Genomic DNA, 23,477 nt, shown 5'->3' with positions numbered 1-23,477 from the left:
CGCAAGGGTGGCCGTTTCCCCTTCTGATCATCAGAGCGGGGACGGACCATGGCGGCCAGGGCGAACTGGAAGGGCTTCCTCAAGGTCGGAGAGGTCGGCTGCCAGGTGGCGCTTTACACGGCGGCCTCCACATCGGACCGGATCGCGTTCCACACGCTGAACCGCAAGACCGGCCACCGGCTGCGCCGCGTCTTCGTGGACGGCGACACCGGCAAGCCGGTGGACCGCGACGATCAGGTGAAAGGATACGAAATCGCATCGGGCGATTACGTCGTGCTGGATCCCGATGAGGTCGCGGCGGCGGTTCCCGACAGCGACAAGACCCTGTCCGTCAGCGCCTTCATCGGCTGCGACGACATCGACGACCTGTATTTCGACAAGCCCTATTACCTGCTGCCTTCCGGCAAGGGCGCGGCCGAAGCCTTCGCCCTGATCCGCGAGGGGATGCGCGGCAAGAAGGTCGCGGCCCTGGCCCAGACGGTGCTGTTCCGCCGCGTCCGCACGGTGCTGATCCGCGCCCATGACGCCGGGCTGATCGCCACCACGCTGAACTTCGACTATGAGGTCCGCGACCCCGATGAGGTTTTCGCGGATATTCCCGACCTGCGCATCAAGGGCGAGATGCTGGATCTGGCCCAGCACATCATCAAGACCAAGCGCGGCACCTTCGACCCCAAGGATTTCGACGACCGCTACGAAGCCGCCCTGGCCGATCTGGTCAAGGCCAAGATGGAAGGCAGGACGATCCAGCCCCGCCGCGAAGCCAAGCCCGAGGCCGCGGGCGATCTGATGGCCGCGCTGCGCGAAAGCGCGGGCATGGCCACGCGAAAGCCCGCGCGCCGGTCCTCGGCCTCGGCCAAGCCGCGCGGGGGCGGCCGCAAGACCCCGGCGCGCGGCTCGGGCAGCAAGAAGGCGGGCTAGGCGATGGCGGGCACATCGGGGGCCGGGCTGGCGACCTATAACGACAAGCGCGACTTCACCAAGACGGCCGAGCCGCGCGGGCGCAAGGCGAAGAAGGCGGGCCATTCCTTCGTGATCCAGAAGCACGCCGCGACCCGGCTTCATTACGATCTGCGGCTTGAATTGGACGGGGTGCTGAAAAGCTGGGCCGTGACCAAGGGGCCAAGCCTGGTCGCGGGCGAAAAACGCCTGGCCGTGCATGTCGAGGATCATCCGCTGGATTACGGCACCTTCGAAGGCACCATCCCCAAGGGCAATTACGGCGCGGGCGCGGTGATCGTCTGGGATCGCGGCACATGGGTTCCCGTGGACGGCGATTACGCCAAGGGCAAGCTGGAGTTCGAGTTGCGGGGCCAGAAGCTGTCGGGCCGCTGGCATCTGGTCCGAATGCGCGGCAAGCGCGGCGAGACGCGCGAGAACTGGCTGCTGATCAAAGCCGACGACGACGCCGCCCGACCCGCCGACGCGCCCGACATCCTGACTGAACGCCCGGAATCGCTGAAGACCGGCCGCACGGTCGAAGAGGTCGCGGCAGGCGCCGACGAAACGCCGAAGCCTGCCAGGCCCAAGGCGGCGTCCCGCGTCCGCAAGGACGCCGCCATCCCCCGCGCGAAAAAGGCGCCGATGCCCGATTTCGTCGAACCCGCGCTTGCCGCCCTGCGGCCCGCGCCGCCCACCGGGGCGAAATGGCTGCACGAGGTGAAATTCGACGGCTATCGCCTGCAAGCGCGGCTGGAAGGCCAGCAGGTGCGCCTGCTGACGCGCAGCGGGCTGGACTGGACCGATCGCTTCGGGGCCGAGGTCACGGATGCCCTGCGCGCCTTGCCCGCCGAAACCTTCATCATCGACGGTGAACTGGTGGTCGAGGCGGGGGCAGGGGCCTCGGATTTTTCGGCCTTGCAGGCGGATCTGTCGGAAGGGCGCAACGATCGGTTCGTCTTCTATGCCTTCGACCTGCTGTATCTGAACGGCCAGGACTTGCGCGCGGCCCCGTTGCTTGCCCGCAAGCAGGCGTTGGAGGATCTTGTCGGGTCTCGGCCGGGCCGGGTGCGATACAGCGGCCATTTCGGCGAGGCCGGGGCCATGGTTCTGCGCCATGCCTGCCGTCTCAGCTTGGAGGGGATCATTTCCAAGGAAGCCGACGCCCCCTATCGGTCGGGGCGCGGCAAGACCTGGATCAAGTCGAAATGTTCGGCGCGGCAGGAATTCGTGGTGGCGGGCTATGTGCCGTCCACGACCTCGGACAAGCTGGTCGGATCGCTGGCCCTGGGCGTTTTCGACGACGGCAGGCTGGACTATGTGGGCAGGGTCGGCACCGGATTTTCCGCCGCCGTGGCGCGGGATCTGCGCGACCGGCTGGACGGGATGCGCATCGACGACAGCCCCTTCGCGGACAAGCTGGCGGCGGATGCCGCGCGGGGGGTCCGCTTCGTGCGCCCCGAACTGGTGGCCGAGGTCGAATTCCGCGCCTGGACCGCCGACGGAATGCTGCGCCATGCCTCGTTCCGGGGGCTGCGCGAGGACAAGCCCGCCGCCGAGGTCGTGCGCGAAGACGGCCCCGCCAAGCCCGCGCCCCAGGCACCCAGGCGCCGGGTGACGCTGACCCATCCCGACCGGATCTATTGGCCGGACGACGGCATCACCAAGGAAGGGCTGGCCGACTACTATGCCCAGGTCTGGCCCCGGATCGCGCCCTTCATCGTCGGGCGGCCGCTGGCCCTGCTGCGCTGCCCCAGCGGCATCGACGGGCAGAAGTTCTTTCAGAAACATGCCTGGAAGGGGATCAGCAAGCATATCGCCCTGGTCAAGGACCCCAAGGCCAAGGGGGAAGAACCGATGGTGGCCATCAACGACCTGGACGGGCTGATGGCCCTTGTCCAGTCGGCGGTGCTGGAAATCCACCCTTGGGGCAGCACCGTCGCCGACTGGGACCGTCCCGACACGATCACCATGGACCTGGATCCGGGCGAAGGCGTGGCCTGGGACGCCGTGATCGCCGGCGCGCAAGAGGTGCGGCAGCGCCTGACCGACGCGGGGCTGGCGGCCTTCGTCAAGACATCGGGCGGCAAGGGTCTGCATGTGGTCGCGCCCCTGGTGCCCAAGGCCGACTGGCCCGCCGTCAAGACCTTCGCCAAGGGGCTGGCCGACGCGATGGCGGCGGATGCGCCCGGCGCCTATGTCTCGACCATCGCCAAGGCCAAGCGCAAGGGACGGATCCTGATCGACTATCTGCGCAATCAGCGCGGCATGACGGCTGTGGCGGCCTATTCCACCCGCGCCCGCCCCGGTGCCGCCGTGTCCATGCCCGTCGCGTGGGAGGAACTGGACCAGATCGCGCCGGACTATTTCACCGTGATCAACACCCCGGCCCGGCTGGATGCCCTGACCCGCGACCCGTGGGAGGATTTCCGCCCCGCCGCCACACCCTTGCAGGCAAAGCCCGCCGCCAAGGGCCGCAAGCGGTGACTGTTCTTCTTTGCTGGCTTTGTCGCGGCCCGGCTTCCTCAGCGCCCGCGCCCTTCGGCCTGGATGCTTTTCTTCAGGGCGGCCATGATGTCGATGACATTGTCCTGCACCTCGGGCTTGGCGGCCTTGGGCTTTGACGCGCGCTTGCGGCCCTTTTTCTTGGCGGCGATGATGTCCAGAAGACGGTCCTGCACCGGGTCGTTCACCATCCCGGGATCCCAAGAGGTCGTGCGTTCGTCGATCAGCTTGCGCACCAAGGTCAGCAGCTTGGCTTCTGGCTTGCCGCCGGGCAGGCCGTCGAAATACTCGCCCTCGTCGCGCACCTCATCGCCATAACGCAGGGTCCACAGAACGATCCCCCTGCCGCGCGGCTTCAGCATCACCGCGCGTTCGCGCCGATACATCACCACCCGAGAGATGCCCACCGTGCCGGTCGCCTGCATCGCGTCGCGGATCACCGCGAAGGCCTCTTGCCCCACCTCGTCGCCCGGCAGCAGGAAATGCGGGCGGTCGTACCAGACCCAGCCGATCGAATGGTCGGGCACGAACATGTCGATGTCGATGGTGCGGGTGCTGTCCAGGGCCACCGCGTCGATCTCGGCATCCTCCAGCATGACGTAATCGTCCTCGCCCCGCTGATAGCCCTTGACCTCGTCCTGTTCGCGGACCGGCTTTTCGGTGACGGAATCCCGATACTGGCTGACGACGCGGTTGCCGGTATCGGCGTTCAGGGTGTGGAAGCGGACCTTCTCGCCCTCGGTCGTGGCGGGCAGCAGGGTCACGGGGCACGTGACCAGCGACAGCTTCAGATAGCCCTTCCAGAAGGTGCGCGGTGCCATGATGGAAACTCCTTGCCACGGGACCAAACGGCAGGGGCGGGGCTTTGTTCCCGCGTCAGAGGCTGTCGGGAACGCAACGGTTTTCCGCCAGCCGCAACAGGCTGTGGATGCGGGTGGCGGCGATTTCCCCCTGCGCCATCGCCACCGCGATCTGGTTCAGCCCGGTCACGACATCCCCCGCCGCGAAGACGGCGGGCACCGAGGTTTCCTGGTTCATGTCGGTCAGGATGCGGCCGTCCTCGGCCAGATCCACGCCCAGGGCGGCGGCCAGATCGTTGCGTGGATCGTTTCCCAGGCCCGAATACAGCGCGGCGAACCGGCGCGGCGCCGCGCCCCGGAAGCGGACACCCACGCCGTCGCGGCCGAAATCCCAATCCTCGACCGGATCGCGGACGATCCGCACCCCGGCATCGGCCAGCTTGCCCATGATCCTGCCGGACAGATCCAGATCCGCGCCCAAGGTCAGCAGGCTGATGTCGGCGGTGTATTGGCGCAGAAACAGCGCCTCGCCCGCCGCGCAATGCGCGGTGCCGATCACGGCGACCGGCTGGCCGGTCAGTTCATAGGCGTCGCAGACCGGGCATTGCCGGATCAGCCCGTCGCGGACATGATCGCGGGCCTGCGCGATGGGCGGCAGCCGGTCCCGGATGCCGGTCGCCAGGATCAGGTGCGAGGCGGCTATGTCCCGGCCCGCCGCGATGCGGAACCCGTTGCCGCTGCGGGCGATCCCCGTAACCCTTGCCGCCAGGGTGGCCGCAGTGAAATTGTTCAACTGTTCGCGCATCCGGGCCAGCAGGTCGTCGCCGTGGATGCCGTCGGGAAAGCCCGGATGGTTGTGCGACCGGGGGATCAGCGATGCGCGGCTGTCCCCCTCGTCGATCAGGATGGCCCGGCGGCGGAACCGGGCCAGATAGATCGCCGCCGTCAGCCCCGCCGGGCCTCCGCCGACGATGGCACAGTCAAAGGCATCCGCCGACATGGCTCAGATATCGGCGCGCTGATCGCTGGCCGACAGGACGATATACTGGCGCACCACCTCGGGCAGCCCGTCGTGGATCTGCGAGGCCATCGCCACTTCCTCGTCCAGGTTCTGTTTCAACAGGGGAACGGCGTGGGACAGGTTCGCCTGTTCGGCGGCGGTGATCAGCGCGGTATAGGCCGCAATCTCGAAGTTCTCGAAGGCGAAATTCGCCAGTGAGTTCTTCAGGATCTCGTCGCTGGCCATGCTGTGGGTCAGGGCCGCCATCGACCCGCCCAGCGACAGCATCGTGTCCTTCAACCCTGACGAGGATTCGTCCAGGTTTTCGAAGATCTGGTCCAAGCGCTGGATCTGCCCCTCGGTTTCGCGGATATGACGTTCCAGCAGCGCGGAAACCTGCGGATAATGTTCCAGCCGGTTCAGTTGCGGCTGCATGATCGAAAGGGCCTGTTTTTCCATGGCATGCGCGTTGCGCAGGCCGTCGATGAATACTTCATGGGCAGCGTCTGTCATGGTCTTGGTTCCTTCGTGAATGCGGCTGGCTGGGCAGCCCCGTAAGCCAGAAGAACCCGTCCCCGCCGCATCCGTTCCAGGACAGGGCATGAATAAAGGCTAATTCCCCCAAGGCGGCTGAAACGGAACGCCGGTCCCGGCGTTGGCCCTGTTACACAAAGCAGGGTAGGAGGAAGCGATGGCCACCGAACGCAAGGATCAGGGTCGCGCCCAGGATCGCCGCAAGGTCGCGGGCGGGCAGGACCACGAGGTCCGCTATGAAGCCGACAAGATGGACGTGTCCAAGGACAAGGTGCGCGAGGCGGTCAAGTCCGAAGGCAACAGCCGCGCCCAAGTCGAACGCAAGCTGAAGGATTAGGGTCCGGCATCACGGATCCCTGGGAATGATGCTGATGCCGCCGCTGACCTCCAGCACGGCGGCGTCGATATCGGCCAGCGACTTCAGCCCGTGCTGTTCACGGGCCGATTCCAGCACGTCCTCGATGCTGACGCGGGCGCGGCGCATCGCTTCCCGGTCGATCTCGCCTTGGCTGATCAGCACCGTGGGGCTGCCGTCCAGCAGGGATTCCACGCGCGGAGACCGCCCCTTCAGCCAGGCCAGCACCACGTCCGTTGCGAACAGCGTCAGGATCAGCACCACCGCGTTGCTGATCGAGAAATCGTCGCCCAGCAGCGCCTGTTGCGTCGTCTCGGCGATGATCAGAAGCAGAACGAAATCGAAGGGCGTCATCTGCGCCATGGTGCGGCGGCCCGACAGCCGGGTCGCGATCAGCAGGACGATATAGATGGAGACGCCGCGAATGACCGAATCCATGATGTGCTCCGTTACGGCAGGACAAGAAGAGAGACCGGGCGCGTTTCCCCGCCGACGGCGATGTCGAAGCGGGTCCAGCCGAAATGCATCGCGCGGACATCGACCTTGACCTGATGGGGCGGGGCATCCGTGGCGGCAAAGCGCATCGCCTGCGCGCCGGGCAGCAAGGGGTTCTGGTCCGGCTCGGGCTGGATACGCTCGATGGCGAAGCGGTCGAAGAAGGGCTGGGTGATGATGACCTCGTGGCTGTCGCCCGGTCCGTGGAAGGTGATGGACAGGTCGTCCGATCCCTCCCATCGCGACACGCGGGGGATTTCGACCGTGGCATCCGCAAAGGCGATGGTCTGCTTGTGGAACACCCCGCCGCTGCCGGTCAGCCCCAGGACCGCCACCAGCATGACGGCGCCGAACCCCCACCAGGCAATGCGCTGCATCCGCCAGTAACGCCGCTGACGGGCGCGATGTTCGTCAAGCTGCAATCCGTCCGGGCGCACCGAAGGTATCGCCAACCCTGTGTCCTGATCCATGGCAAGGCCCCTCCAACCGCTTGCTTATGAAAGCAAAAGGCGGCAGAGGGGGTTCCGGTTCCCGCGTGGTCAGGAACGGGCGCGCCGGGGCGCCCTGTCCGTCACGACAAGGCCCAGACCGCACCCAGGATGATCAGCAGCACCAGGGCCAACGGCCAGATCAGCACCTGCCAGGCCAGCCTGCTGCGGACGGGTTCGGTGGCGCGATAGTAATCGGTATCGGCCGGCTCGCCCGCGGCCCCGGCGGATCTGTCCACGGGTCCGGCCTCGGTCGTCTTGTCGCCGTCTTTCTCAGCCATGGTCCCCTCCTTGCGCGGGGCTGGACGCGGCGCCCGGCGTCATCACCACCTTGGTCCATTCGTTCTGCTTGCCGTGGAAATTCCGGTATCCCGTCGGCGCATCCTCCAGCGACAGCCGGTGAGAGATCAGGAAGGTGGTGTCGATTTCGCCTTCCAGGATGCGGTGCAGCAACTCGCGGGTGTATTTCTGCACATGGGTCTGGCCAGTGCGGACTTGCAGGCCCTTTTCCATCAGCGCGCCCATCGGGAACTTGTCGGCCATGCCGCCATAGACGCCGGGGATCGAGACGCGCCCGCCCTTTCTGACCGCCATCAGCGCCATCCGCAGCGCGTGGATGTTGTCGGCGCCGACGCCGATCTTCTGCTTCACGGCGTCCATGATCCTGTCGGGGGCGAAGCCGTGGCTTTCCATTCCCACCGCGTCGATCACCGCGTCCGGGCCGATGCCGCCGGTCATCTCCATCAGCGCCTCGAGCACGTGGGTCTGGGTATAGTCGATGACCTTCGCGCCCAGGCCGCGCGCCAGATCCAGCCGTCCGGGATAATGGTCGATGGCGATCACCTGATGCGCGCCCATCAGCAGCGCCGACTGGATCGCGAACAGCCCGACCGGCCCGCAGCCCCAGACGGCCACGGTATCGCCGGGCTGGATGTCGCAGTTCTCGGCCGCCATCCAGCCGGTGGGCATGATGTCGGACAGAAACAGCACCTGTTCGTCGGGGATGCCGTCCGGGATCACGATGGGACCGACATCGGAAAACGGCACCCGGACATATTCGGCCTGACCGCCCGGATAGCCGCCGGTCATGTGGGAATAGCCGAACAGCCCGCTGACGGCATGGCCGTACAGCAGTTCCGACGCCTCTTGCTTTTCGACCGGGTTCGAGTTGTCGCAGGCGGAAAACTGGCCCTGCCCGCAGAAGAAGCAGGCCCCGCAGGAGATGGTGAAGGGCACCACCACCCGGTCGCCCTTCTTCAGCGTGGATTTCGGGCCGGTTTCCACGACCCGGCCCATGAATTCGTGCCCCAGGATGTCGCCGGGTTGCAGGCCGGGGATCACCGCATCGTAGAGATGCAGGTCCGATCCGCAGATCGCCGTGGCCGTCACCTCGATGATCGCATCGCGGGGATTGACGATCTGCGGGTCGGGAACCGTGTCGACGCGAACGTCATGCTTGCCGTGCCAGGTCAGTGCGCGCATCAGTCGTCCCCCTTGCGATTGGCCGAGGTGGCGATCTCGCCGGTTTCCAGAAGCATCTTCAGCCTTTTCAGATCCTGCTTGCCGCGAATCGCCGGATCGGTGCCGCGCAGCATCGCCGCCCAATGCCCGACGATGCCGCCCTGCGGGCGCCAGGCGACATGCGCCTCGACCTCGGTCCCGCGCCCGGCGGGGGCGACGCGCAACTGCACCTTGGCCTCGATCTGGATGTCGGCGCCCTCTGCGGATCGCCAGGCCAGAGACTCGTCGGGACGTTCCTCGACCAGGCGGGTCTCGACCGGGAAGCGGCCGTCGGGGGACTGGATGACCCAGGTCACGCTGTCGCCGCTGACCTGGACCGCCGCCAGCCCCTCCATGAAGTCGGTCAGGCGGTTCGGGTCGCGCCACATCTGGAAGATGCGGCTGCGCGGCGCGTTGATCGTGACGGTGCGCCCGGCGACCTGATAGCCGCCGAAATGGGACCGCCGCGCGGTGCGGCCAGGGGCGCTGTCGGGCGGGCGCCGGGGCGCGGATTTCATCGCGGCGCCGACAGCCAGTCCCGCACCGATCGACAGCGCAAGGACGGTGGCCGCAACGGGCAGGTCGGAAGAGCGACGGGGCATTCGGGGCCTCCTGCAATATGCGGGCGCCTGTTCCGGCGGCCGCAGGGATGGTGGGCGCGGCGTGTCGGGGCACCCATGGGCCGCAGAGACGCCGGTCAGGTCATGGATCCCGCCGCCCGGCAGGGTGCGGCATGTCCACACGCAGGAACACGACCGTTTCCGGGACCAGGGATGCGACAGGGAAACCCCACCGGGGGCGTTACGTTCCCCTCGGGCGTCGGAACAAAGGTTAATCGGTGGTCAAACCGCGACCGGGACGATGCCATATCCTAGGTCATCAACCGGCTGCACGGGACCGGCCGGGACTGATTCCTGCGCGCCTCGGCGCCCGGCCGCATTGCGCCGTATACATGCCGGGCGGCTGCTTCTATTCTGGCCGGCATGAAACTGTCCCGCTATACCGACTATGCCCTGCGCGTGCTGATCTATCTGGCAAGCCGGGATCAGGGGTTGGCCTCGATCCGGCAGATCGCGCAGGCCTATGCGATCTCGCACAACCACCTGATGAAGATCGTCCAGGATCTGGGCCATGCCGGTTTCGTGGAAACCGTGCGCGGGCGCGGTGGCGGGCTGCGGCTGGCCCGCCCGGCCTCGGCCATCGTGATCGGCGACGTGGTGCGCCATACCGAGGATCTGGGCGATCTGGTCGATTGCAGCACCTGCCGGATCGCCGTGGCCTGCGGCCTGCCCCCGGTCCTGGCCGAGGCGAGCCTGGCCTTCCTGGCGGTGCTGGACCGCTATCGGCTCAGCGATGTCGTCGCCCGGCCCGAGGTTTTTCGCGGCCTGTTCCAGGATCTTCCGGACGCGGTAGGCTTGGCCTGACCGCGACATATTCCCGCAGGCTGGATAACATGCTTTTTCAATACATCTTTTCAGGGATATACATTCCTCAGGATACATCTTCAGGAGATTCCCATGCCCCGCGCCCTGTCGGACCAGACCATTGCCCTTGTGAAAGCGACGGTGCCCGCGCTGGAACGGCATGGACCCGCGATCACCGAGGTGATGTATCGCCGCCTGTTCCGCAACGGCCACATCGCCGCCCTGTTCAACCATGCCAACCAGCAAAGCGGCACCCAGCGGCTGGCGCTGGCTCAGGCGGTGCTGGCCTATGCGCGCAATGTCGACAACCTGCCCGCCCTGGGCGCGGCGGTCGAACGGATCGCCCAGAAGCATGTCGGCTATGCCATCCTGCCCGAACATTACCCCTTTGTCGCCGAGGCCCTGCTGGGCGCCATCGGCGAAGTCCTGGGCGAAGCCGCGACCCCCGAGATCCTGCAAGCCTGGGGCGAGGCCTTCTGGTTCCTGGCCGACCTGCTGATCGACCGCGAGGCCGCGATCCGCGACGGCATCATCGCGCAGCCCGGCGGCTGGACCGACTGGCGCCGCTTCGTGATCGCCGACCGGCAGGTCGAGGCCGAGGGGATCGCATCCTTCCTGCTGCGCCCCCAGGATGGCGGCCCGGTCGTGCCGCACCGTCCCGGCCAGTATCTGACCCTGCGCTTCGACGCGGCGGGGCTTGCGGGGGTAAAGCGCAACTATTCCATTTCGGACGCGCCGAATGCGGAAGGCTATCGGATCACCGTCAAGCGCGAACCCCAGGGTGAGGCCTCGCGCTTTCTGCATGATCGGATCCAGGTCGGCACCGTGATCGAGGCCACGCCGCCCGCAGGCGATTTCAGCCTGGCCTACAGTCCCGAACGGCCGTTGCTGCTGCTGTCGGGCGGGGTCGGGCTGACCCCCTTCGTCAGCATGATGGAGGTGGTGGCCGACCGCCACCGCGACCTGCCGGTCTATTACGTCCACGGGACCAGCAGCCCCGCCCATCACGCCCTGGACGCGCAGGTGCGCAAGGCCGCCGCGCGCCACGGCAATGTGCTGGTCGAGACCTTCTACGAGACCGGCGCCGAGGACAGGGCCAATCCCGGCCGGATCACCCTGAACTGGCTGCGGGCGAACACCCCCCTGGCCGAGGCAGACATCTATCTGTGCGGTCCCCGGCCCTTCCTGCGTCATTTCGTCACCGGCCTGCGCGCGGCGGGCGTCCCGGCGGACCGCATCCATTACGAGTTCTTCGGCCCCTCCGACGAACAGCTGGCTGCCTAGGCGGGGGGCGGCGGTCATGACGGCATCCGTCCCGCGCATGAAGGTCGGCTTCGACGGCGATCAGCCGGTCGTCGACGCGGCCGCCATCGCGCCGCTGCTGGGTCTTGATGTCCCGACCTTTCAGGACCGGATGCGGTCGGGGCGGATCAGGACCATGATCGAACGGGGCGAGGCCGACGACGCGGGCAAGCTGCGCCTGACCTTCCAGACATCCGACTGGCGGGTCCGGCTGACCTGCGCGGGTGACGGCACCGTGCTGACGCTGACGCGCGCGCAGATGGGCGCGCCCGGCCGCGATGCGGGGCCGTCGCCGGCGTAAACCCGGACCCAAGCCCCGCGCACCACTCTGCGATGGCCTGTCCGTCAGGAAAGGGTCAGGATAGTCTTGGATTTCGGCCCAGCCACTGCCGCACCCTGCGGCACAGCCAGGACAGGACATGACCTTCGATCTTTCTTCCGACCGCCTGATGATGGCGTTGACCCTTGCCACCGTATTCGGCATGGGGCTTGCCGCTTTCGGCGCCTTTGTCGTTCCCGGCCTCTGGGGGCCTGCGGGGCTTTTGCTGGTCTATCTGGCGGGCGGGGTGCCGACGGGGCTGCGGGCGCTGTCGGTGCTGTGGCGGGACCGGGTGCTGGACATCGACCTGCTGATGGTGGTCGCGGCCCTGGCGGCGGCGGGCGTCGGCGCGCCGCTGGAAGGCGCGGTGCTGCTGACGCTGTTCAGCATCTCGACCACGCTGGAGCATCGCGCCATGGGCCGCGCCCGCCGCGCGGTCGAGGCGTTGATGGCGCTGCGCCCCGATACGGCGCTGCGGCAGGCGCCGGACGGCAGGGTCAGCGAGGTGCCGGTGGCCGACCTGATGCCCGGCGATGTGGTGGTGTTGCGCCCCGGCGCCCGCGTGCCGGTGGACGGGGTGATCCTGGACGGCGACGGCGCGCTGGACGAAGCGACCATCACCGGCGAATCCATGCCCGTCCACAAGGCCCCCGGCGCCAAGGTGTTCGAGGCGACGGTGAACCTGAACGCCGTGCTTCGGGTACAGGTCACGCGGGCCGTGGCCGACAGCACGGTGGCGCGGATGATCGCGCTGGTGACCGAGGCGCAGGCCGCCCGCGCGCCTTCGGAACGCTTCAGCGAATGGTTCGGGCAGCGCTATACCGTGGCGGTGCTGGCGGGATCGGGCCTGGCGCTTTGCGTCCTGCTGGCCCTGGGCTGGTCGTGGGACGACGCGCTGTACCGCGCGGCCACGCTGCTGGTCGCGGCCAGCCCCTGCGCCATCGTGATCTCGGTCCCCGCCGCGATCCTGTCGGCGCTGGCGGCGGCGGCGCGGGGCGGCGTGCTGTTCAAGGGCGGCGCCGCGCTGGAGACGCTGGCCGAGGTCCACAGCTTCGCCTTCGACAAGACCGGCACCCTGACCACCGGCAAGGCCGAGGTGACGGGGCTGATCGCCCTTGGGGACGAGGCGGCGTTCCTGGCTCTGCTGTCCGGGATCGAGGCGCAGTCCGAACATCCCATCGCCGAGGCGATCCGCCGCCACGCGGCCGAACGCGGCATCGCCCCCGCGCCCGTCCATGACGTGCAGGCGATCCCCAGCGAAGGGATCACCGGCACGGATGCGGGCGTCACAGTCTGGGCCGGAAACCGCCGGCTGGCGGCGCGGATGGGGGCCCAGGTCGACGGGCCGGAGTTCGCCGCGCTGCGCGACACGGCGCAGACGGTCACATGGCTTGGCCGGGGCGACCGCCTGCTGGGCGCCGTCACCGTGGCCGACCGCCCGCGCGAAAGCTCGGCCGCGGGGCTGGCGGCGCTGCGCGGCGAGGGGGTCGGCACGATCAGGATCATGACCGGCGACCGGCGCGCCGTCGGGCTTCGCATCGGGGCCGAACTGGGCTTTGCGCCCGACGAGGTGATGGCCGACCTGCTGCCCCAGGACAAGGTCCGGCTGGTGGGCGAACTGGCCGGGCGCGGCAAGGTGGCCTTTGTGGGCGACGGGGTGAACGACGCCGCCGCCCTGGCGCGGGCCGATGTCGGCATCGCCATGGGCGCGGCGGGCAGCGAGGTCGCGCTGCAAGCGGCGGATGTGGCGCTGCTGTCGGACGACATGGGCAGGCTGGCGGCGGCGCACCGGCTGGCGCGCCGGACGCGGCGGGTGATCCGGCAGAACCTGATCTTCGCCATGGGCATGATGGCGCTGCTGGTCGCCTCCAGCCTGTTCCTTTCCCTGCCCCTGCCGCTGGCCGTGATCGGGCACGAAGGGGGCACGGTGCTGGTGGTGCTGAACGGGCTGCGCCTGCTGGCCGATCCGATCCGCAGCGACCGGGGCCAAAGGCAGTCGGCGCGGCAGTCCGGGGCGGCGCAGCCGAAGCCCGCCCGTGCCTGAGTTGCAGGTGTCAGAAGATCCAGAACCCGCGCGCCAGCCCCGCGTCGTGAAGGGCGCCGATCGCCTCGGCCACGGGGAAGGCCGCGACAAAGACCAGGGCGTCGGCCAGGTTCGTGCGCAGGGCGTTCAGGTTCAGCATCATCCCCGGTCCCGCCCGGAACAGCGACGGCCGGGGCAGGATGCGCGGCACGCGGCCGGCATAATCGCGATAGGCAGGTCCGAACGTGGCACGAAGATAGTCCTCCTCGCGCCGGGCGGTGGCGGACAGGATCGTAAAGGCGCCCAGCCCGAACAGCGCGGCCCCCAGCAGGCTGCCCAGCAGCAGGCCGAACCCCGTGGCGCCGATGGTGGAAAAGAAATACAGCGGGTGGCGGCAGATGGAATAGGGACCGTCCTGCATCACCTGCGCATTCTTGCGCCCGCCGATATAGAGGATCGCCCAGAACCGCCCCAGCACGGCCGCGACGATGCACAGGCTGCCCGCCGTGCGCATCAGCGCCCGGACCGGAACGGCCTGCCAGACGGGAACGCCCCACAGGATCGGGATCAGGGCCGCGGCGAAGAAAAGGCGCAAGGTGGCGATGCGCAGCCGCTGGTTGGCGGGACGAACGGCAAGGGCCGGTTTGGACATCATGTCAGAACCTGTGGTTGCGGGCCGGGATGCGCCTGCGCGGGCACGGGTGCCGGGATCTGTTCGCGCATGGTCCGTTCCGCTAGTTTCGGTGCTGCCCTGTCGCGCGCGGACCTTACGGTTGGCTGACGGGCAGGTCGGGAAAGGGCGTGCCATGCGGCTGCTGGTGGTCGAGGACGAAGGCGATCTGGCATCGGCGCTGGCCGATCATCTGGCGGCGCAGGGCCATGCCGTCGATCTGGCGGGTGATCTGGCCACCGCCGCCGATGCGCTGGCGGGGGTGGATTACGATCTGCTGCTGCTGGACCTGCACCTGCCCGACGGCGATGGCATCGCCTTCCTGCGGGGGCTGCGGCGGCGCGGGGTCCGGGTGCCGGTGCTGATCGGCACCGCGCGCGACCGGATCACCGAACGGATCGAGGGGCTGGACGCGGGCGCCGACGATTACCTGGTCAAGCCCTATGACCTGGACGAGATGCTGGCCCGGATCGCCGCCATCCGCCGCCGCATCGACGGCCGGGCCGAGCCCGAGCGGCGCTTTGGCCGGCTGGCTCTGCTGCCCGAACGGCAGGCGGCGCTGCTGGACGATGCCCCCGTTCACCTGACGCGCAAGGAATGGGCGGTGATCGAACGCATCAGCCGCCGCCCCGGCATGATCGTGACCCGCGACCAGCTTGAGGAGGCGCTTTACGCCTTCGACGCCGAGGTCGAAAGCAATGCCATCGAGGCGCATGTCAGCCGCCTGCGCGCCAAGCTGGGCCGCAGCGCGGTCGAAACGGTGCGCGGCTTCGGCTATCGCATGGGGTCCGTGTGATGGCCGCGCGCCGCCCCACGCTGGCGCGCCGCCTGGCGTTGCTGGTCAGCCTGGGGCTGGGCGCGGTCTGGGTGGTGGCGCTGCTGACCATGGCGATGGTGCTGCGCCATGAACAGGACGAGCTTTACGACCAGCAGTTGAAGGTTTCGGCCGAAACGCTGCTGCCCGTTCTCAGCCACGCATGGCGGGCGGGGCTGCTGCCGCCGGACGGCGGGGGCGATCCCGCGCAGGCGGTCGACCTGGACGAGGCGCTGTTGTGGCGGCTGATCGACCGCAGCGGGCGGGTGGTGGCCAGCGCCCCGGCGGCGGTGGCGGCGATGTTCCCCGACCCGATCGCCCCGCTTCGCCACACCAGCACGGCGACGCATATGGTCTATGCGACCGGATATGACGCGGCGGGATTCGCGCTGGAATTCGCCGATCCGCTGGCGGAACGGGCCGAGGCATGGCGCGACAGCTATCTGGCGTTTCTGCTGCCGATGCTGGCGATCCTGCCCCTGGGCTATATGCTGGTGCGCTGGATCACCGCGCAGGCTTTGCGACCGCTCGACCGTATGCGGGCCGAGGTGGAACGGCGCGACAGCCAGATGTTGTCGCCGATGGATGCCGAGGCCCATCCGGCCGAGCTTTCGGCGGTCATCGCCACGCTGAACGGCTTCATGGCGCGGCTGGCGCAGGCGCTGGAGGGGGAACGCGCCTTCGCCTCGAACGCCGCGCATGAATTGCGCACGCCGGTGGCCATCGCGCTGGCGCAGGTGCAGCGGATGCAGCACGAGACCGCCGACGAGGTGCAGCGCGACCGGCTGGCCGCCGTCGCGCGGGCGCTGGACCGGATGTCGCGGCTGGTCACGCGGCTGCTGCAACTGGCGCGGGCCGAATCCGGCATCGGCCGGGGGGCGGCGCCGGTCGATGTCGCGCGGCTGCTGCCGCATGTCCTGCGCGACGCGCATGGCGCCGGATCGCGGCTGCGGGTGGTGCTGCCGGAGGGTCCGGTTCCGTCGCAGATGGACGCGGATGCGCTGGCCATCGTGGTGGGCAACCTGATCGACAACGCCCTGCAACACGCGCCCGAGGGAACGCCGGTGGATATCGTCCTGGACGATGCGGGGGTGCTAGTCGTGCGCAACGGCGGGACGCCCGTCGCGGCGGCGGATCTGGCGCGGATCACCGATCGGTTCGCCAGCCGCCGCAGCGGCGGCTTCGGCCTTGGCCTGCATATCGCCCGGCAGATCGCGCAGCAGGCGGGCGGGCGGCTGGAGCTGCACTCTCCGGCGCCGGGCCGCGCTGACGGGTTCGAGGCGCGGCTGCATCTGCCCTGACCAGTAAGCCTGGCGTAAGGATCGCCTGCCACACCGCCCCCATCGCACCCCTGATGATGGAGGTTTCCCGTGCGCACCCTTCTTGTTGCCCTTGTGATGGCCGGCGCCGCGCTGCCCGCCCTTGCCGCCGACCGCTGCGACGTTCCCAAGGAAAAATGGCGTTCCGTGGACGAGTTGAAGGCCGAACTGACCGCCAAGGGCTGGCAGATCGCAAACGTCAAGACCGAGGACGGCTGCTACGAGGTCTATGGCAAGGACGACACGGGCAAGCGGGTCGAGATCTTCTTCGATCCCGCCACGTTCGAGGCGGTCGGGTCGGATGACTGACGCCCCGGACGCGGTTCCGGTGAAGGTCTGGGACCCGTTCGTGCGCCTGTATCACTGGTCCCAGGCCGCGCTGATCGCGGCGGCCTGGATCACGGCCGACGAATGGAAATGGCTGCACGAACGCATCGGCTATGCGGTCATGGCGCTGGTCGCGCTGCGCCTTCTGTGGGGGATCGTGGGGCCGCGCCACGCGCGGTTCGCCGATTTCGTGCGCGGGCCGCGCGCGGTGCTGCGCTATCTGGGCGATCTGCTCCACGGGCGCGAGCGGCGCTATCTGGGCCACAATCCGGCGGGCGGCGCGATGATCGTGGCGCTGCTGGCGGTGATCGCGGCGACGGCCCTGACCGGCTGGTTGCAGACGACCGACGCCTTTTTCGGCTCCGAGACGATGGAGGATATCCACGAAAGCTTGGCCACGCTGATCCTGGTCCTGGTCGGTTTCCACGTCGGCGGCGTGGCCCTGGAAAGCCTGCGCCATCACGAGAACCTGACCCGGTCGATGATCACGGGCCGCAAGCGGCCGCTGGGCGCCGGGCCAGGCGGCGAATGAAGGACCGGCGGGGGATCAGCCTGCCGCCACGCCGAAGACCATGCCGACGGCCAGCGTCGCGATCAGCGCCAGCGCGCCCCAGAAAGCGACGCGCATGGCGCCCTGCCGGATGGGCGCGCCGCCTGCATGGCTGCCAAGGCCGCCCAGCACCAGCAGGACGGCCAGCGTCGCCACCGAGACCCACAGCGCCACATGCGACGGCGCCAGCGCCGCGACGCCCAGCGGCAGGGCGGCCCCGACCGAAAAGGTCGCCGCCGAAACCGCCGCCGCCTGAAGGGGGCGCGCGGCCAGGCTTTCGGTGATCCCCAGTTCGTCGCGCAGATGGGCCTTCAGCGCGTCCCCTGCCATCAGCTGTTCGGCCACGCGGGTGGCGAGTTCGGCATCCAGGCCGCGTTCGACATAGATGTCGCGCAACTCGGCAAGCTCGGCCTCGGGCATCGTCGCAAGCTCCTCCTGCTCGCGGGCGCGATCCGCGGCCTCGGCATCGGCCTGCGAACTGACCGAGACATATTCGCCCGCCGCCATCGACATTGCCCCCGCGACCAGCCCCGCCAGCCCGGCGATCAGAACCGTCCCGCGATCCGACCCCGCCCCGGCGACGCCCACAATCAGCGCCGCAGTCGAGACCACCCCGTCATTCGCGCCCAGCACGGCGGCGCGCAGCCAGCCGATCCGATGGGTCCGGTGGTTTTCCGCATGAATCGCCCGCATCACTGTCCTCTGCCCCCGACCAAGTTGCCTCAAGCAGCGTCAGGTTACGCCATCCTTACCCTCGGCGCAGCATCCCGCAGGATCAACCCTGTTCCGATGGCACGCGGCCGCCGAAGTTTCCGACACAGGCCCTTGTTTTCAAGGGCGCCTTCGAAAATGCTTTACGCGTCGAACCGATTGCTCTCGATCACGTCGTGAATGATCCCGCTGCCGGCTTTTTCCGGGTCTCTCGCCGCAAGCGCTTCCAGGATACGCTCGTGATTGGCGATTGCGCGCAGGAAGTGGTCGTGGTTGGGCATGTAGTTGCGTACCAGCGGTCCCATTCTCAGCCACAACGGCTCCAGGATCGTGGTGATGAACGAGATCCGGCTCGCCACGGCGATAGCCATGTGGAAATTATAGTTCGCCTCCAGAAACAGGTCGAGATCGTCGGTCTCGGCCGATTTTCGGATGCTGTCGCAATGTCCGGCGATTTGCGCCAGTTCGGCCTCGGTGCGGTTCAGCGCCGCCTTGGCCGCGGCATCCGCTTCCAGCAGCGAGCGGATATGTACCAGATCCCGCTGCTCCTTCGCGGTTGGCTCGGGCACGATCATCGTGCGTGTCGGCGACGACACCACCACGCCGACGCTTTCCAGCCTTTGCAGCGCATCGCGGACCGGCATCAGGCTGGTCCCCAGCGATTGCGCCAGCTTGCGCAGTGGCAGGCGCTGGCCGGGGGTAAAGCGCCCCATCATCATGTGCCGCTTCAGCGCGTCATAGATTTGTTCGTGCAGCACATGGTGATTGATCGGACCGACATCATAGGACGGTTCCCCGTCTGGGCGCGATTGCTGCAATTCCAGGTCCTCTCAGCGTGACGGCCATCCGTCACGAAAATCGTTATAACAGTAGACACGAATCATTGACTTGAGTAAAGACTGTGCCAAGCTTGATTTTGTTATAACAGTGGACATCGGAATGGCGACACTCAATTGCGACATGGGGGAAAGCTACGGGCCGTGGAGCTTCGGCGACGACGAAGGGATCATGCCTTTCGTGGACTGCGCCAATATCGCCTGCGGCTTTCATGCCTCGGACCCCTTGACCATGGCGCGCACCGTCCGCCTGGCTGTCGGATTGGGCAAGAAGATCGGCGCGCATCCCTCGCTGCCCGACCGCGAGGGGTTCGGCCGCCGCGAGATGCACCTGCAACCCGAGGAACTGACTGCGGCCTTCACCTATCAGATCGGGGCGCTTTGCGGCTTCTTGCGGGCCGAAGGGGTGGCGCTTTCGCATGTCAAGCCGCATGGCATCGTCTATGGAATGGCGGCCCGGCACATGCCGACCGCCCTGGCGATGGCCAAGGCGGTCGCGCCCTTCGGTGTGCCGCTTTTCGGGATGGCGGGCACCTGCCACGAGGCCGCCGCCGCCGAGATCGGCGTGCCCTTCATCGGCGAGTTCTTCGCCGATCTGACCTATTCGCCCGAAGGCGCGCTGATCATCCCGCGCAAGCATTCCGCGATCGACCTGGACCGTGCGGCCGCGCGGCTGGAACGCGCGCTGAAAACCGGCGAGGTCGAGGCGACCGACGGCACGCCGCTGCGGGTCGAATTCGGAACCATCTGCATCCATTCCGATCCGCCCAACGCGCGGGCGGTGGCCGAACGGCTGCGGCAGGTCATTGATACGGCCGGTTGATCCCGGCCGATCCCCCTCCGGGCAGATAAAACAAAAAACCGCCCGGATTGCCGAAACTGCTTCCAACAGAGGAAAACCATGTTCAGATTTTCGCCCAAACTCATGATGTTGGCCGGGCTTTCGCTGGCGACGGCGCCTGGCCTGGCCTTGGCCGAGCGCAGTTCGTTCCCGGTCGAACTGGTCCAGGAGGACGGCTCCAAGAAGGATGCCGACTGGCCGCTCATCACCAAGGAAGAGCTGACGAAGCCCTGGAACATCTGCGTTCTCTTCCCCCATCTGAAAGACAGCTATTGGGTGGCCGCCAATTACGGCATCGCCGACGAGATCGCCCGCACCGGCGCGTCGATGACGCTTTACGAAGCCGGGGGTTACAACAACCTGTCCACCCAGCTCAGCCAGATGGACAACTGCATCGCCCAGGGTTTCGACGGCATCATCCTGGGCGCGATTTCGGCCGATGGCGTCGGCGCATTGGTCAAGAAGGCGACCGATGCCGGGATCCCGGTCATCGATTTCGTGAACGGCGTCAACGAACCCTCGGTCTCGGGGCACGCACTGGTCAGCTTCTACGATCTTGCCTTCACCACCGGAAAATACCTTGTTGAACAGGCGGGCGGCCAGCCGCTGAAAGTCGGCTTCTTCCCCGGACCGCAGGGTGCGGGCTGGTCCGACGACGCGGTGCGCGGATTCAACGACGCCATCGCCGGGTCCAGCGTCGAGGTGCTTGTCACCCGGCGGGGCGACACCGGGCTGAACGTGCAACTTGATTTCATCTCGAACGCGCTGCTGACCTATGACGACATCGACTGGGTCGTCGGCGTGGACATCGCGGCCGAGGCGGGCGCGGTCGCGGTGCGCAACGCGGGTCTTGCGGGCAAGGTGCAGGTGGCGGCGTTCGACATCATTCCGCCCGTCTACGAGAACATCAAGGCCGGCGACACCAAGGCCTCGCCCACCGATTTCACGACCCTCCAGGGGCGTCTTGCGGTCGACATGGTCCTGCGCCTGCTGGAAGGTCAGACGCTTGCCGCCAAGCGGGCCGGGCCGAAACCGCAGATGGTCACCTCGGACACGATCGACAGCTTCGAATATACCGACATGTTCGCGCCGAAGGACTTTGCCGTCACGTTCAGCCTGACCGAAGGCCAATGAACGCCTTGGCACCACAGGCGGAAAGCGAGGCGGTCGTTTCGCTTTCCGCCGCCTGCAAGTTCTATGGCAGCTTCGCCGCGCTCAAGGATGTCAGCCTCGATCTGCGGCGGGGCGAGGTCCATATGCTGCTGGGCGAGAACGGCGCCGGAAAATCCACCTTGGTCAGCCTGCTGACCGGGGTGAACCGGCTGGACGGGGGCGACCGCTTCGTGCGCGGCCGGCCCGCGCCCGATCTCAGGCCCTCGGACGCGCGCGCCGCCGGGATCAACGCGGTGCTCCAGGATTTCAGCCTGGCGCCCGCGCTGAGCGTGGCCGAGAATTTCGGGCTGGGGCGCGAGCCGCTGCGCGGCGGGCTGCTTGACCATGGGGCGCTTCAAAAGCGCACCCGCGCCGCGCTTGACCGGCTGGGCCTGCATCTCGACCCTGAAACCCGTGTCGAGACCTTGTCGCGGGCCGAGCAGCAATTGCTGGAAATCGCCCGCGCCTTGGACGGCGTGCCGGGCGTCCTGATCCTCGACGAACCCACCGCCGCGCTGAGCCATGACGAATCCGAACGGCTGTTCCGGATCGTGGACCGTCTGCGCGCCGAGGGCTGGGCGATCCTCTATATCAGCCACCGGATGGAGGAAATCCGCCGGTTGGGCGATGTCGTGACCATCCTGCGCGACGGGCGCCAGACCGGACATTACCGCCTGTCCGAAGTCACCAACGAACGCATGATCGCAGACATGGTCGGGCGCGAGATGGACCATTTCTATCCCCAGATCCCGCACCGTCCGGGGCCGGTCCTGCTGGAAACGCGGGATCTTCGCGCCGGCCCGGTCAAGGGCGTGTCGATCCGCGTCCGCGCGGGCGAGGTCGTGGGGCTTGGCGGGCTGGTGGGATGCGGCAAGGCCGAGGTGGCGCGCGCCGTCTTCGGGCTTTTGCCGACAGAATCGGGCCGGATCGTCCTGGACGGACAAGAGATCGCGGATCCGTCGCCCGCCGGGCTTCTGTCGCGCGGCCTGGTCTATCTGCCCCAGGACCGGCGCGGCGAGGCGCTGGCGCTTGGCCGTTCGATCGCCGAGAACATGCAGATCGAGGTGCTGGCCGATCCCGGCTATACTCGCGTCGGGATCGTGCGGGCGGGACGGTTGCGCGATCTGACGGCGCAGTTGATGCAGAGGCTGGGCATCGCGCCGGCCGTGCCGGGGCTTGCGGTCGGGTCGCTGTCGGGCGGCAACCAGCAGAAGGTCGTGCTGGGCCGCGCCCTGTCGCGCGCGCGCAGGGTCTTCATCTTCGACGAGCCGACAGCCGGGGTCGATGTCGGCGCCCGGCTGGACTTCTATCGTCAGCTTGAACGCCTGGTGACCGAAGGCGCGGCGGTGCTGCTGATCACCTCGGACTTGCAGGAACTCGTCCATCTGGCCCATCGGGCCTATGTCATGCATGAGGGCCACCTGGTGGCCGATCTGCCCAAGGCATCGCTCAACGAAAAAACCGTTGTGGCCCATGCCTTCGGCGACCAAACCCATCAAGGAAATACCCAATGACCGAAGCCAAAAGCTCGCGCATGAATTCGGGCCATTCGCGCGGGGCCGCAGGGTCGCTGGTGGACGGCGTCATGCGGTTCGGCGCCCTGCCGATCATCCTGGCGATCTGCCTTGTCGTCTTTCAACTGGGCAACGACCGCTTTCTCAGCCCGATGAACCTGACCAACATGAGCCAGCAGATGGTGTTCCTGCTGCTGATCGCCCTGGGGCAGATGATCGTTCTGGTTTCGGGCGGGTTCGATCTGTCCGTGGGCGCGGTCGTCGCGCTGACATCGGTCGTATCGGCCAAGGCGATGGTCGCCGTGATGGCGCTGTTTCCCGAAAACGACGCGCTGGCGATCGCGGCGGGGTTCGGGACCGCGCTTGCGGTGGGCCTTGTCTGCGGGCTGATCAACGGCATCGGGGTCGCCGTTCTCAAGGTCAACGCCTTCATCGTCACCCTGGCCACCGCCTCGATCTTCAAGGGAGTGACGCTGGTGATCTCGCAGGGGCTGCAAGTCCCCGGACTGCCGCGGACCTTCGTCTATCAGATCGGGTCGGGCCGGATCCTGGGCCTGCCGACCTCGCTGGTCATGGCGCTGCCGGTAGTGGCGCTGGTCTGGCTTGCCATGCATCACATGCGGTTGGGACGTTATCTCTATGCGATCGGGTCGAATCTCAGATCGGCCGTGGTGGCCGGGGTTCAGGTCAACCGGCAATTGCTGGCCGCCTATGTGATCTGCGGCACGATCACCGCCTTTTCGGGCTGGCTGCTGACGGCACGGGTATCGTCGGGCGAACCGCTTCTGGGCGGCGAGTTTCCCCTGAACTCGATCGCGGCGGCTGTGATCGGCGGCTGCTCGTTGCGGGGCGGCGAAGGGCGTGTGCCCGGCGTCATCCTGGGCGTGATCTTCATCACCGTCCTGGCCAACGGGATGGATCTTCTGCGCATCGGCTCGAACTATCAGATGATCGCGCTGGGCGTGGTCCTTGTGGGCGCGGTCGTGCTGGACCGCTATCGCGCCGCCCGCGCGGTGCGCTGACCTTTCACCGGAAACGAAAGTAATGACATATATGCTC

Annotated in this window: 26 protein-coding genes; 15 read left to right on the top strand and 11 right to left on the bottom strand. The window is 67.7% G+C overall.

Translation table 11 applies throughout. The features are described from left to right. The first annotated feature begins 48 nt into the window (after positions 1 to 48). Both ku (ACTJI6_RS05995) and ligD read left to right on the top strand, forming a co-directional pair. Positions 49 to 921 carry a non-homologous end joining protein Ku gene (ku, locus tag ACTJI6_RS05995; protein WP_440798728.1) on the top strand — a complete coding sequence of 291 codons (873 nt, stop codon included), beginning with the start codon at positions 49 to 51 and terminating at the stop codon, positions 919 to 921. Between the two features lie 3 nt (positions 922 to 924). Next, the gene (gene ligD, locus ACTJI6_RS05990) at positions 925 to 3,426 is read left to right on the top strand and encodes a DNA ligase D (RefSeq protein ID WP_440798726.1); all 2,502 of its coding nucleotides are present in this window, start codon (positions 925 to 927) and stop codon (positions 3,424 to 3,426) included. A 38-nt stretch (positions 3,427 to 3,464) separates the two neighbouring features. Here the strand turns inward: ligD and ku (ACTJI6_RS05985) are convergent, their stop codons facing one another. The 3 genes from ku (ACTJI6_RS05985) to ACTJI6_RS05975 are packed head-to-tail and all read right to left on the bottom strand — an operon-like array spanning position 3,465 to position 5,757. Beyond that, complete coding sequence (gene ku / locus ACTJI6_RS05985) at positions 3,465 to 4,265, bottom strand: non-homologous end joining protein Ku (protein ID WP_440798724.1); 801 nt, start codon at positions 4,263 to 4,265, stop codon at positions 3,465 to 3,467. Between the two features lie 55 nt (positions 4,266 to 4,320). Beyond that, positions 4,321 to 5,244 carry an NAD(P)/FAD-dependent oxidoreductase gene (locus ACTJI6_RS05980; RefSeq protein ID WP_440798722.1) on the bottom strand — a complete coding sequence of 308 codons (924 nt, stop codon included), beginning with the start codon at positions 5,242 to 5,244 and terminating at the stop codon, positions 4,321 to 4,323. A gap of 3 nt (positions 5,245 to 5,247) precedes the next feature. Next, positions 5,248 to 5,757, bottom strand: coding sequence for a ferritin-like domain-containing protein (locus ACTJI6_RS05975; RefSeq protein WP_440798720.1), 510 nt, complete (start codon positions 5,755 to 5,757; stop codon positions 5,248 to 5,250). 178 nt (positions 5,758 to 5,935) lie between these two features. Between ACTJI6_RS05975 and ACTJI6_RS05970 the strand changes: the two genes are divergently transcribed. After that, the gene (locus ACTJI6_RS05970) at positions 5,936 to 6,115 is read left to right on the top strand and encodes a DUF3606 domain-containing protein (protein WP_440798718.1); all 180 of its coding nucleotides are present in this window, start codon (positions 5,936 to 5,938) and stop codon (positions 6,113 to 6,115) included. Positions 6,116 to 6,124: 9 nt separating this feature from the next. Here the strand turns inward: ACTJI6_RS05970 and ACTJI6_RS05965 are convergent, their stop codons facing one another. From ACTJI6_RS05965 to ACTJI6_RS05945, 5 genes are all read right to left on the bottom strand, one after another. After that, positions 6,125 to 6,571, bottom strand: coding sequence for a DUF421 domain-containing protein (locus ACTJI6_RS05965; protein WP_440798717.1), 447 nt, complete (start codon positions 6,569 to 6,571; stop codon positions 6,125 to 6,127). A gap of 11 nt (positions 6,572 to 6,582) precedes the next feature. Further along, on the bottom strand, positions 6,583 to 7,098 hold the full coding sequence (locus ACTJI6_RS05960; protein WP_440798715.1) for a hypothetical protein: 516 nt from the start codon (positions 7,096 to 7,098) through the stop codon (positions 6,583 to 6,585). A gap of 101 nt (positions 7,099 to 7,199) precedes the next feature. Beyond that, positions 7,200 to 7,397: a hypothetical protein gene (locus ACTJI6_RS05955; RefSeq protein WP_440798713.1), complete on the bottom strand. Its 198-nt coding sequence runs from the start codon at positions 7,395 to 7,397 to the stop codon at positions 7,200 to 7,202. Beyond that, complete coding sequence (locus ACTJI6_RS05950; RefSeq protein WP_440798711.1) at positions 7,390 to 8,598, bottom strand: zinc-dependent alcohol dehydrogenase; 1,209 nt, start codon at positions 8,596 to 8,598, stop codon at positions 7,390 to 7,392. The genes ACTJI6_RS05955 and ACTJI6_RS05950 overlap by 8 nt, the downstream gene beginning before the upstream one ends. Then, positions 8,598 to 9,218 (bottom strand): SRPBCC family protein, encoded by a 621-nt coding sequence (locus ACTJI6_RS05945; protein WP_440798709.1) that lies wholly within the window; start codon positions 9,216 to 9,218, stop codon positions 8,598 to 8,600. The genes ACTJI6_RS05950 and ACTJI6_RS05945 overlap by 1 nt, the downstream gene beginning before the upstream one ends. Before the next feature lie 381 nt (positions 9,219 to 9,599). On the opposite strand from ACTJI6_RS05945, the gene ACTJI6_RS05940 reads away from it, so the two are divergent. The 4 genes from ACTJI6_RS05940 (at position 9,600) to ACTJI6_RS05925 (ending at position 13,705) form a co-directional block, all read left to right on the top strand. Then, positions 9,600 to 10,040, top strand: a complete 441-nt coding sequence (locus ACTJI6_RS05940) for an Rrf2 family transcriptional regulator (protein ID WP_440798707.1) — start codon at positions 9,600 to 9,602, stop codon at positions 10,038 to 10,040. A 93-nt stretch (positions 10,041 to 10,133) separates the two neighbouring features. Continuing rightward, positions 10,134 to 11,324 carry an NO-inducible flavohemoprotein gene (gene hmpA, locus ACTJI6_RS05935; protein WP_440798705.1) on the top strand — a complete coding sequence of 397 codons (1,191 nt, stop codon included), beginning with the start codon at positions 10,134 to 10,136 and terminating at the stop codon, positions 11,322 to 11,324. 16 nt (positions 11,325 to 11,340) lie between these two features. Continuing rightward, positions 11,341 to 11,643 (top strand): DUF6522 family protein, encoded by a 303-nt coding sequence (locus ACTJI6_RS05930; RefSeq protein ID WP_440798703.1) that lies wholly within the window; start codon positions 11,341 to 11,343, stop codon positions 11,641 to 11,643. A gap of 118 nt (positions 11,644 to 11,761) precedes the next feature. Next, positions 11,762 to 13,705, top strand: a complete 1,944-nt coding sequence (locus ACTJI6_RS05925) for a heavy metal translocating P-type ATPase (protein WP_440798701.1) — start codon at positions 11,762 to 11,764, stop codon at positions 13,703 to 13,705. Positions 13,706 to 13,715: 10 nt separating this feature from the next. On the opposite strand, the gene ACTJI6_RS05920 is transcribed toward ACTJI6_RS05925, so the two are convergent. Next, the gene (locus ACTJI6_RS05920; protein ID WP_423208039.1) at positions 13,716 to 14,339 is read right to left on the bottom strand and encodes a methyltransferase family protein; all 624 of its coding nucleotides are present in this window, start codon (positions 14,337 to 14,339) and stop codon (positions 13,716 to 13,718) included. 151 nt (positions 14,340 to 14,490) lie between these two features. Between ACTJI6_RS05920 and ACTJI6_RS05915 the strand changes: the two genes are divergently transcribed. The 4 genes from ACTJI6_RS05915 to ACTJI6_RS05900 all read left to right on the top strand — a co-directional run bounded on the left by ACTJI6_RS05915 (position 14,491) and on the right by ACTJI6_RS05900 (position 17,346). Further along, complete coding sequence (locus ACTJI6_RS05915; protein WP_440798698.1) at positions 14,491 to 15,150, top strand: response regulator; 660 nt, start codon at positions 14,491 to 14,493, stop codon at positions 15,148 to 15,150. Continuing rightward, a complete protein-coding gene (locus ACTJI6_RS05910) occupies positions 15,150 to 16,469 on the top strand; it encodes a sensor histidine kinase (protein ID WP_440798697.1) in 1,320 nt (439 codons plus the stop codon). The genes ACTJI6_RS05915 and ACTJI6_RS05910 overlap by 1 nt, the downstream gene beginning before the upstream one ends. 69 nt (positions 16,470 to 16,538) lie before the next feature. Beyond that, complete coding sequence (locus ACTJI6_RS05905) at positions 16,539 to 16,796, top strand: PepSY domain-containing protein (RefSeq protein WP_440798695.1); 258 nt, start codon at positions 16,539 to 16,541, stop codon at positions 16,794 to 16,796. After that, positions 16,789 to 17,346: a cytochrome b/b6 domain-containing protein gene (locus ACTJI6_RS05900; protein WP_440798693.1), complete on the top strand. Its 558-nt coding sequence runs from the start codon at positions 16,789 to 16,791 to the stop codon at positions 17,344 to 17,346. Before ACTJI6_RS05905 ends, ACTJI6_RS05900 begins: the two co-directional genes overlap by 8 nt. Positions 17,347 to 17,361: 15 nt before the next feature. On the opposite strand, the gene ACTJI6_RS05895 is transcribed toward ACTJI6_RS05900, so the two are convergent. Beyond that, on the bottom strand, positions 17,362 to 18,060 hold the full coding sequence (locus ACTJI6_RS05895) for a VIT1/CCC1 transporter family protein (RefSeq protein ID WP_028719806.1): 699 nt from the start codon (positions 18,058 to 18,060) through the stop codon (positions 17,362 to 17,364). A 158-nt stretch (positions 18,061 to 18,218) separates the two neighbouring features. Next, positions 18,219 to 18,893 carry a GntR family transcriptional regulator gene (locus ACTJI6_RS05890; RefSeq protein WP_440798690.1) on the bottom strand — a complete coding sequence of 225 codons (675 nt, stop codon included), beginning with the start codon at positions 18,891 to 18,893 and terminating at the stop codon, positions 18,219 to 18,221. A gap of 121 nt (positions 18,894 to 19,014) precedes the next feature. On the opposite strand from ACTJI6_RS05890, the gene pxpA reads away from it, so the two are divergent. The 4 genes from pxpA (at position 19,015) to ACTJI6_RS05870 (ending at position 23,440) form a co-directional block, all read left to right on the top strand. Then, positions 19,015 to 19,734: a 5-oxoprolinase subunit PxpA gene (gene pxpA, locus ACTJI6_RS05885; protein WP_126155381.1), complete on the top strand. Its 720-nt coding sequence runs from the start codon at positions 19,015 to 19,017 to the stop codon at positions 19,732 to 19,734. Positions 19,735 to 19,812: 78 nt separating this feature from the next. Continuing rightward, positions 19,813 to 20,886: a TMAO reductase system periplasmic protein TorT gene (torT, locus tag ACTJI6_RS05880; protein ID WP_440798688.1), complete on the top strand. Its 1,074-nt coding sequence runs from the start codon at positions 19,813 to 19,815 to the stop codon at positions 20,884 to 20,886. After that, entirely contained in the window at positions 20,883 to 22,418 is a 1,536-nt protein-coding gene (locus tag ACTJI6_RS05875; protein ID WP_440798686.1) for a sugar ABC transporter ATP-binding protein, read from the top strand. The genes torT and ACTJI6_RS05875 overlap by 4 nt, the downstream gene beginning before the upstream one ends. Beyond that, the gene (locus ACTJI6_RS05870) at positions 22,415 to 23,440 is read left to right on the top strand and encodes an ABC transporter permease (RefSeq protein ID WP_126155378.1); all 1,026 of its coding nucleotides are present in this window, start codon (positions 22,415 to 22,417) and stop codon (positions 23,438 to 23,440) included. The genes ACTJI6_RS05875 and ACTJI6_RS05870 overlap by 4 nt, the downstream gene beginning before the upstream one ends. Positions 23,441 to 23,477: the final 37 nt, after the last annotated feature.

The sequence above is a fragment of the Paracoccus sp. 22332 genome, from assembly GCF_052045125.1.
GTDB lineage: Bacteria > Pseudomonadota > Alphaproteobacteria > Rhodobacterales > Rhodobacteraceae > Paracoccus > Paracoccus haematequi_A.
The sequence above is the reverse complement of the archived record's forward strand: the minus strand, read 5'-3'. Positions and strand labels throughout refer to the sequence as shown.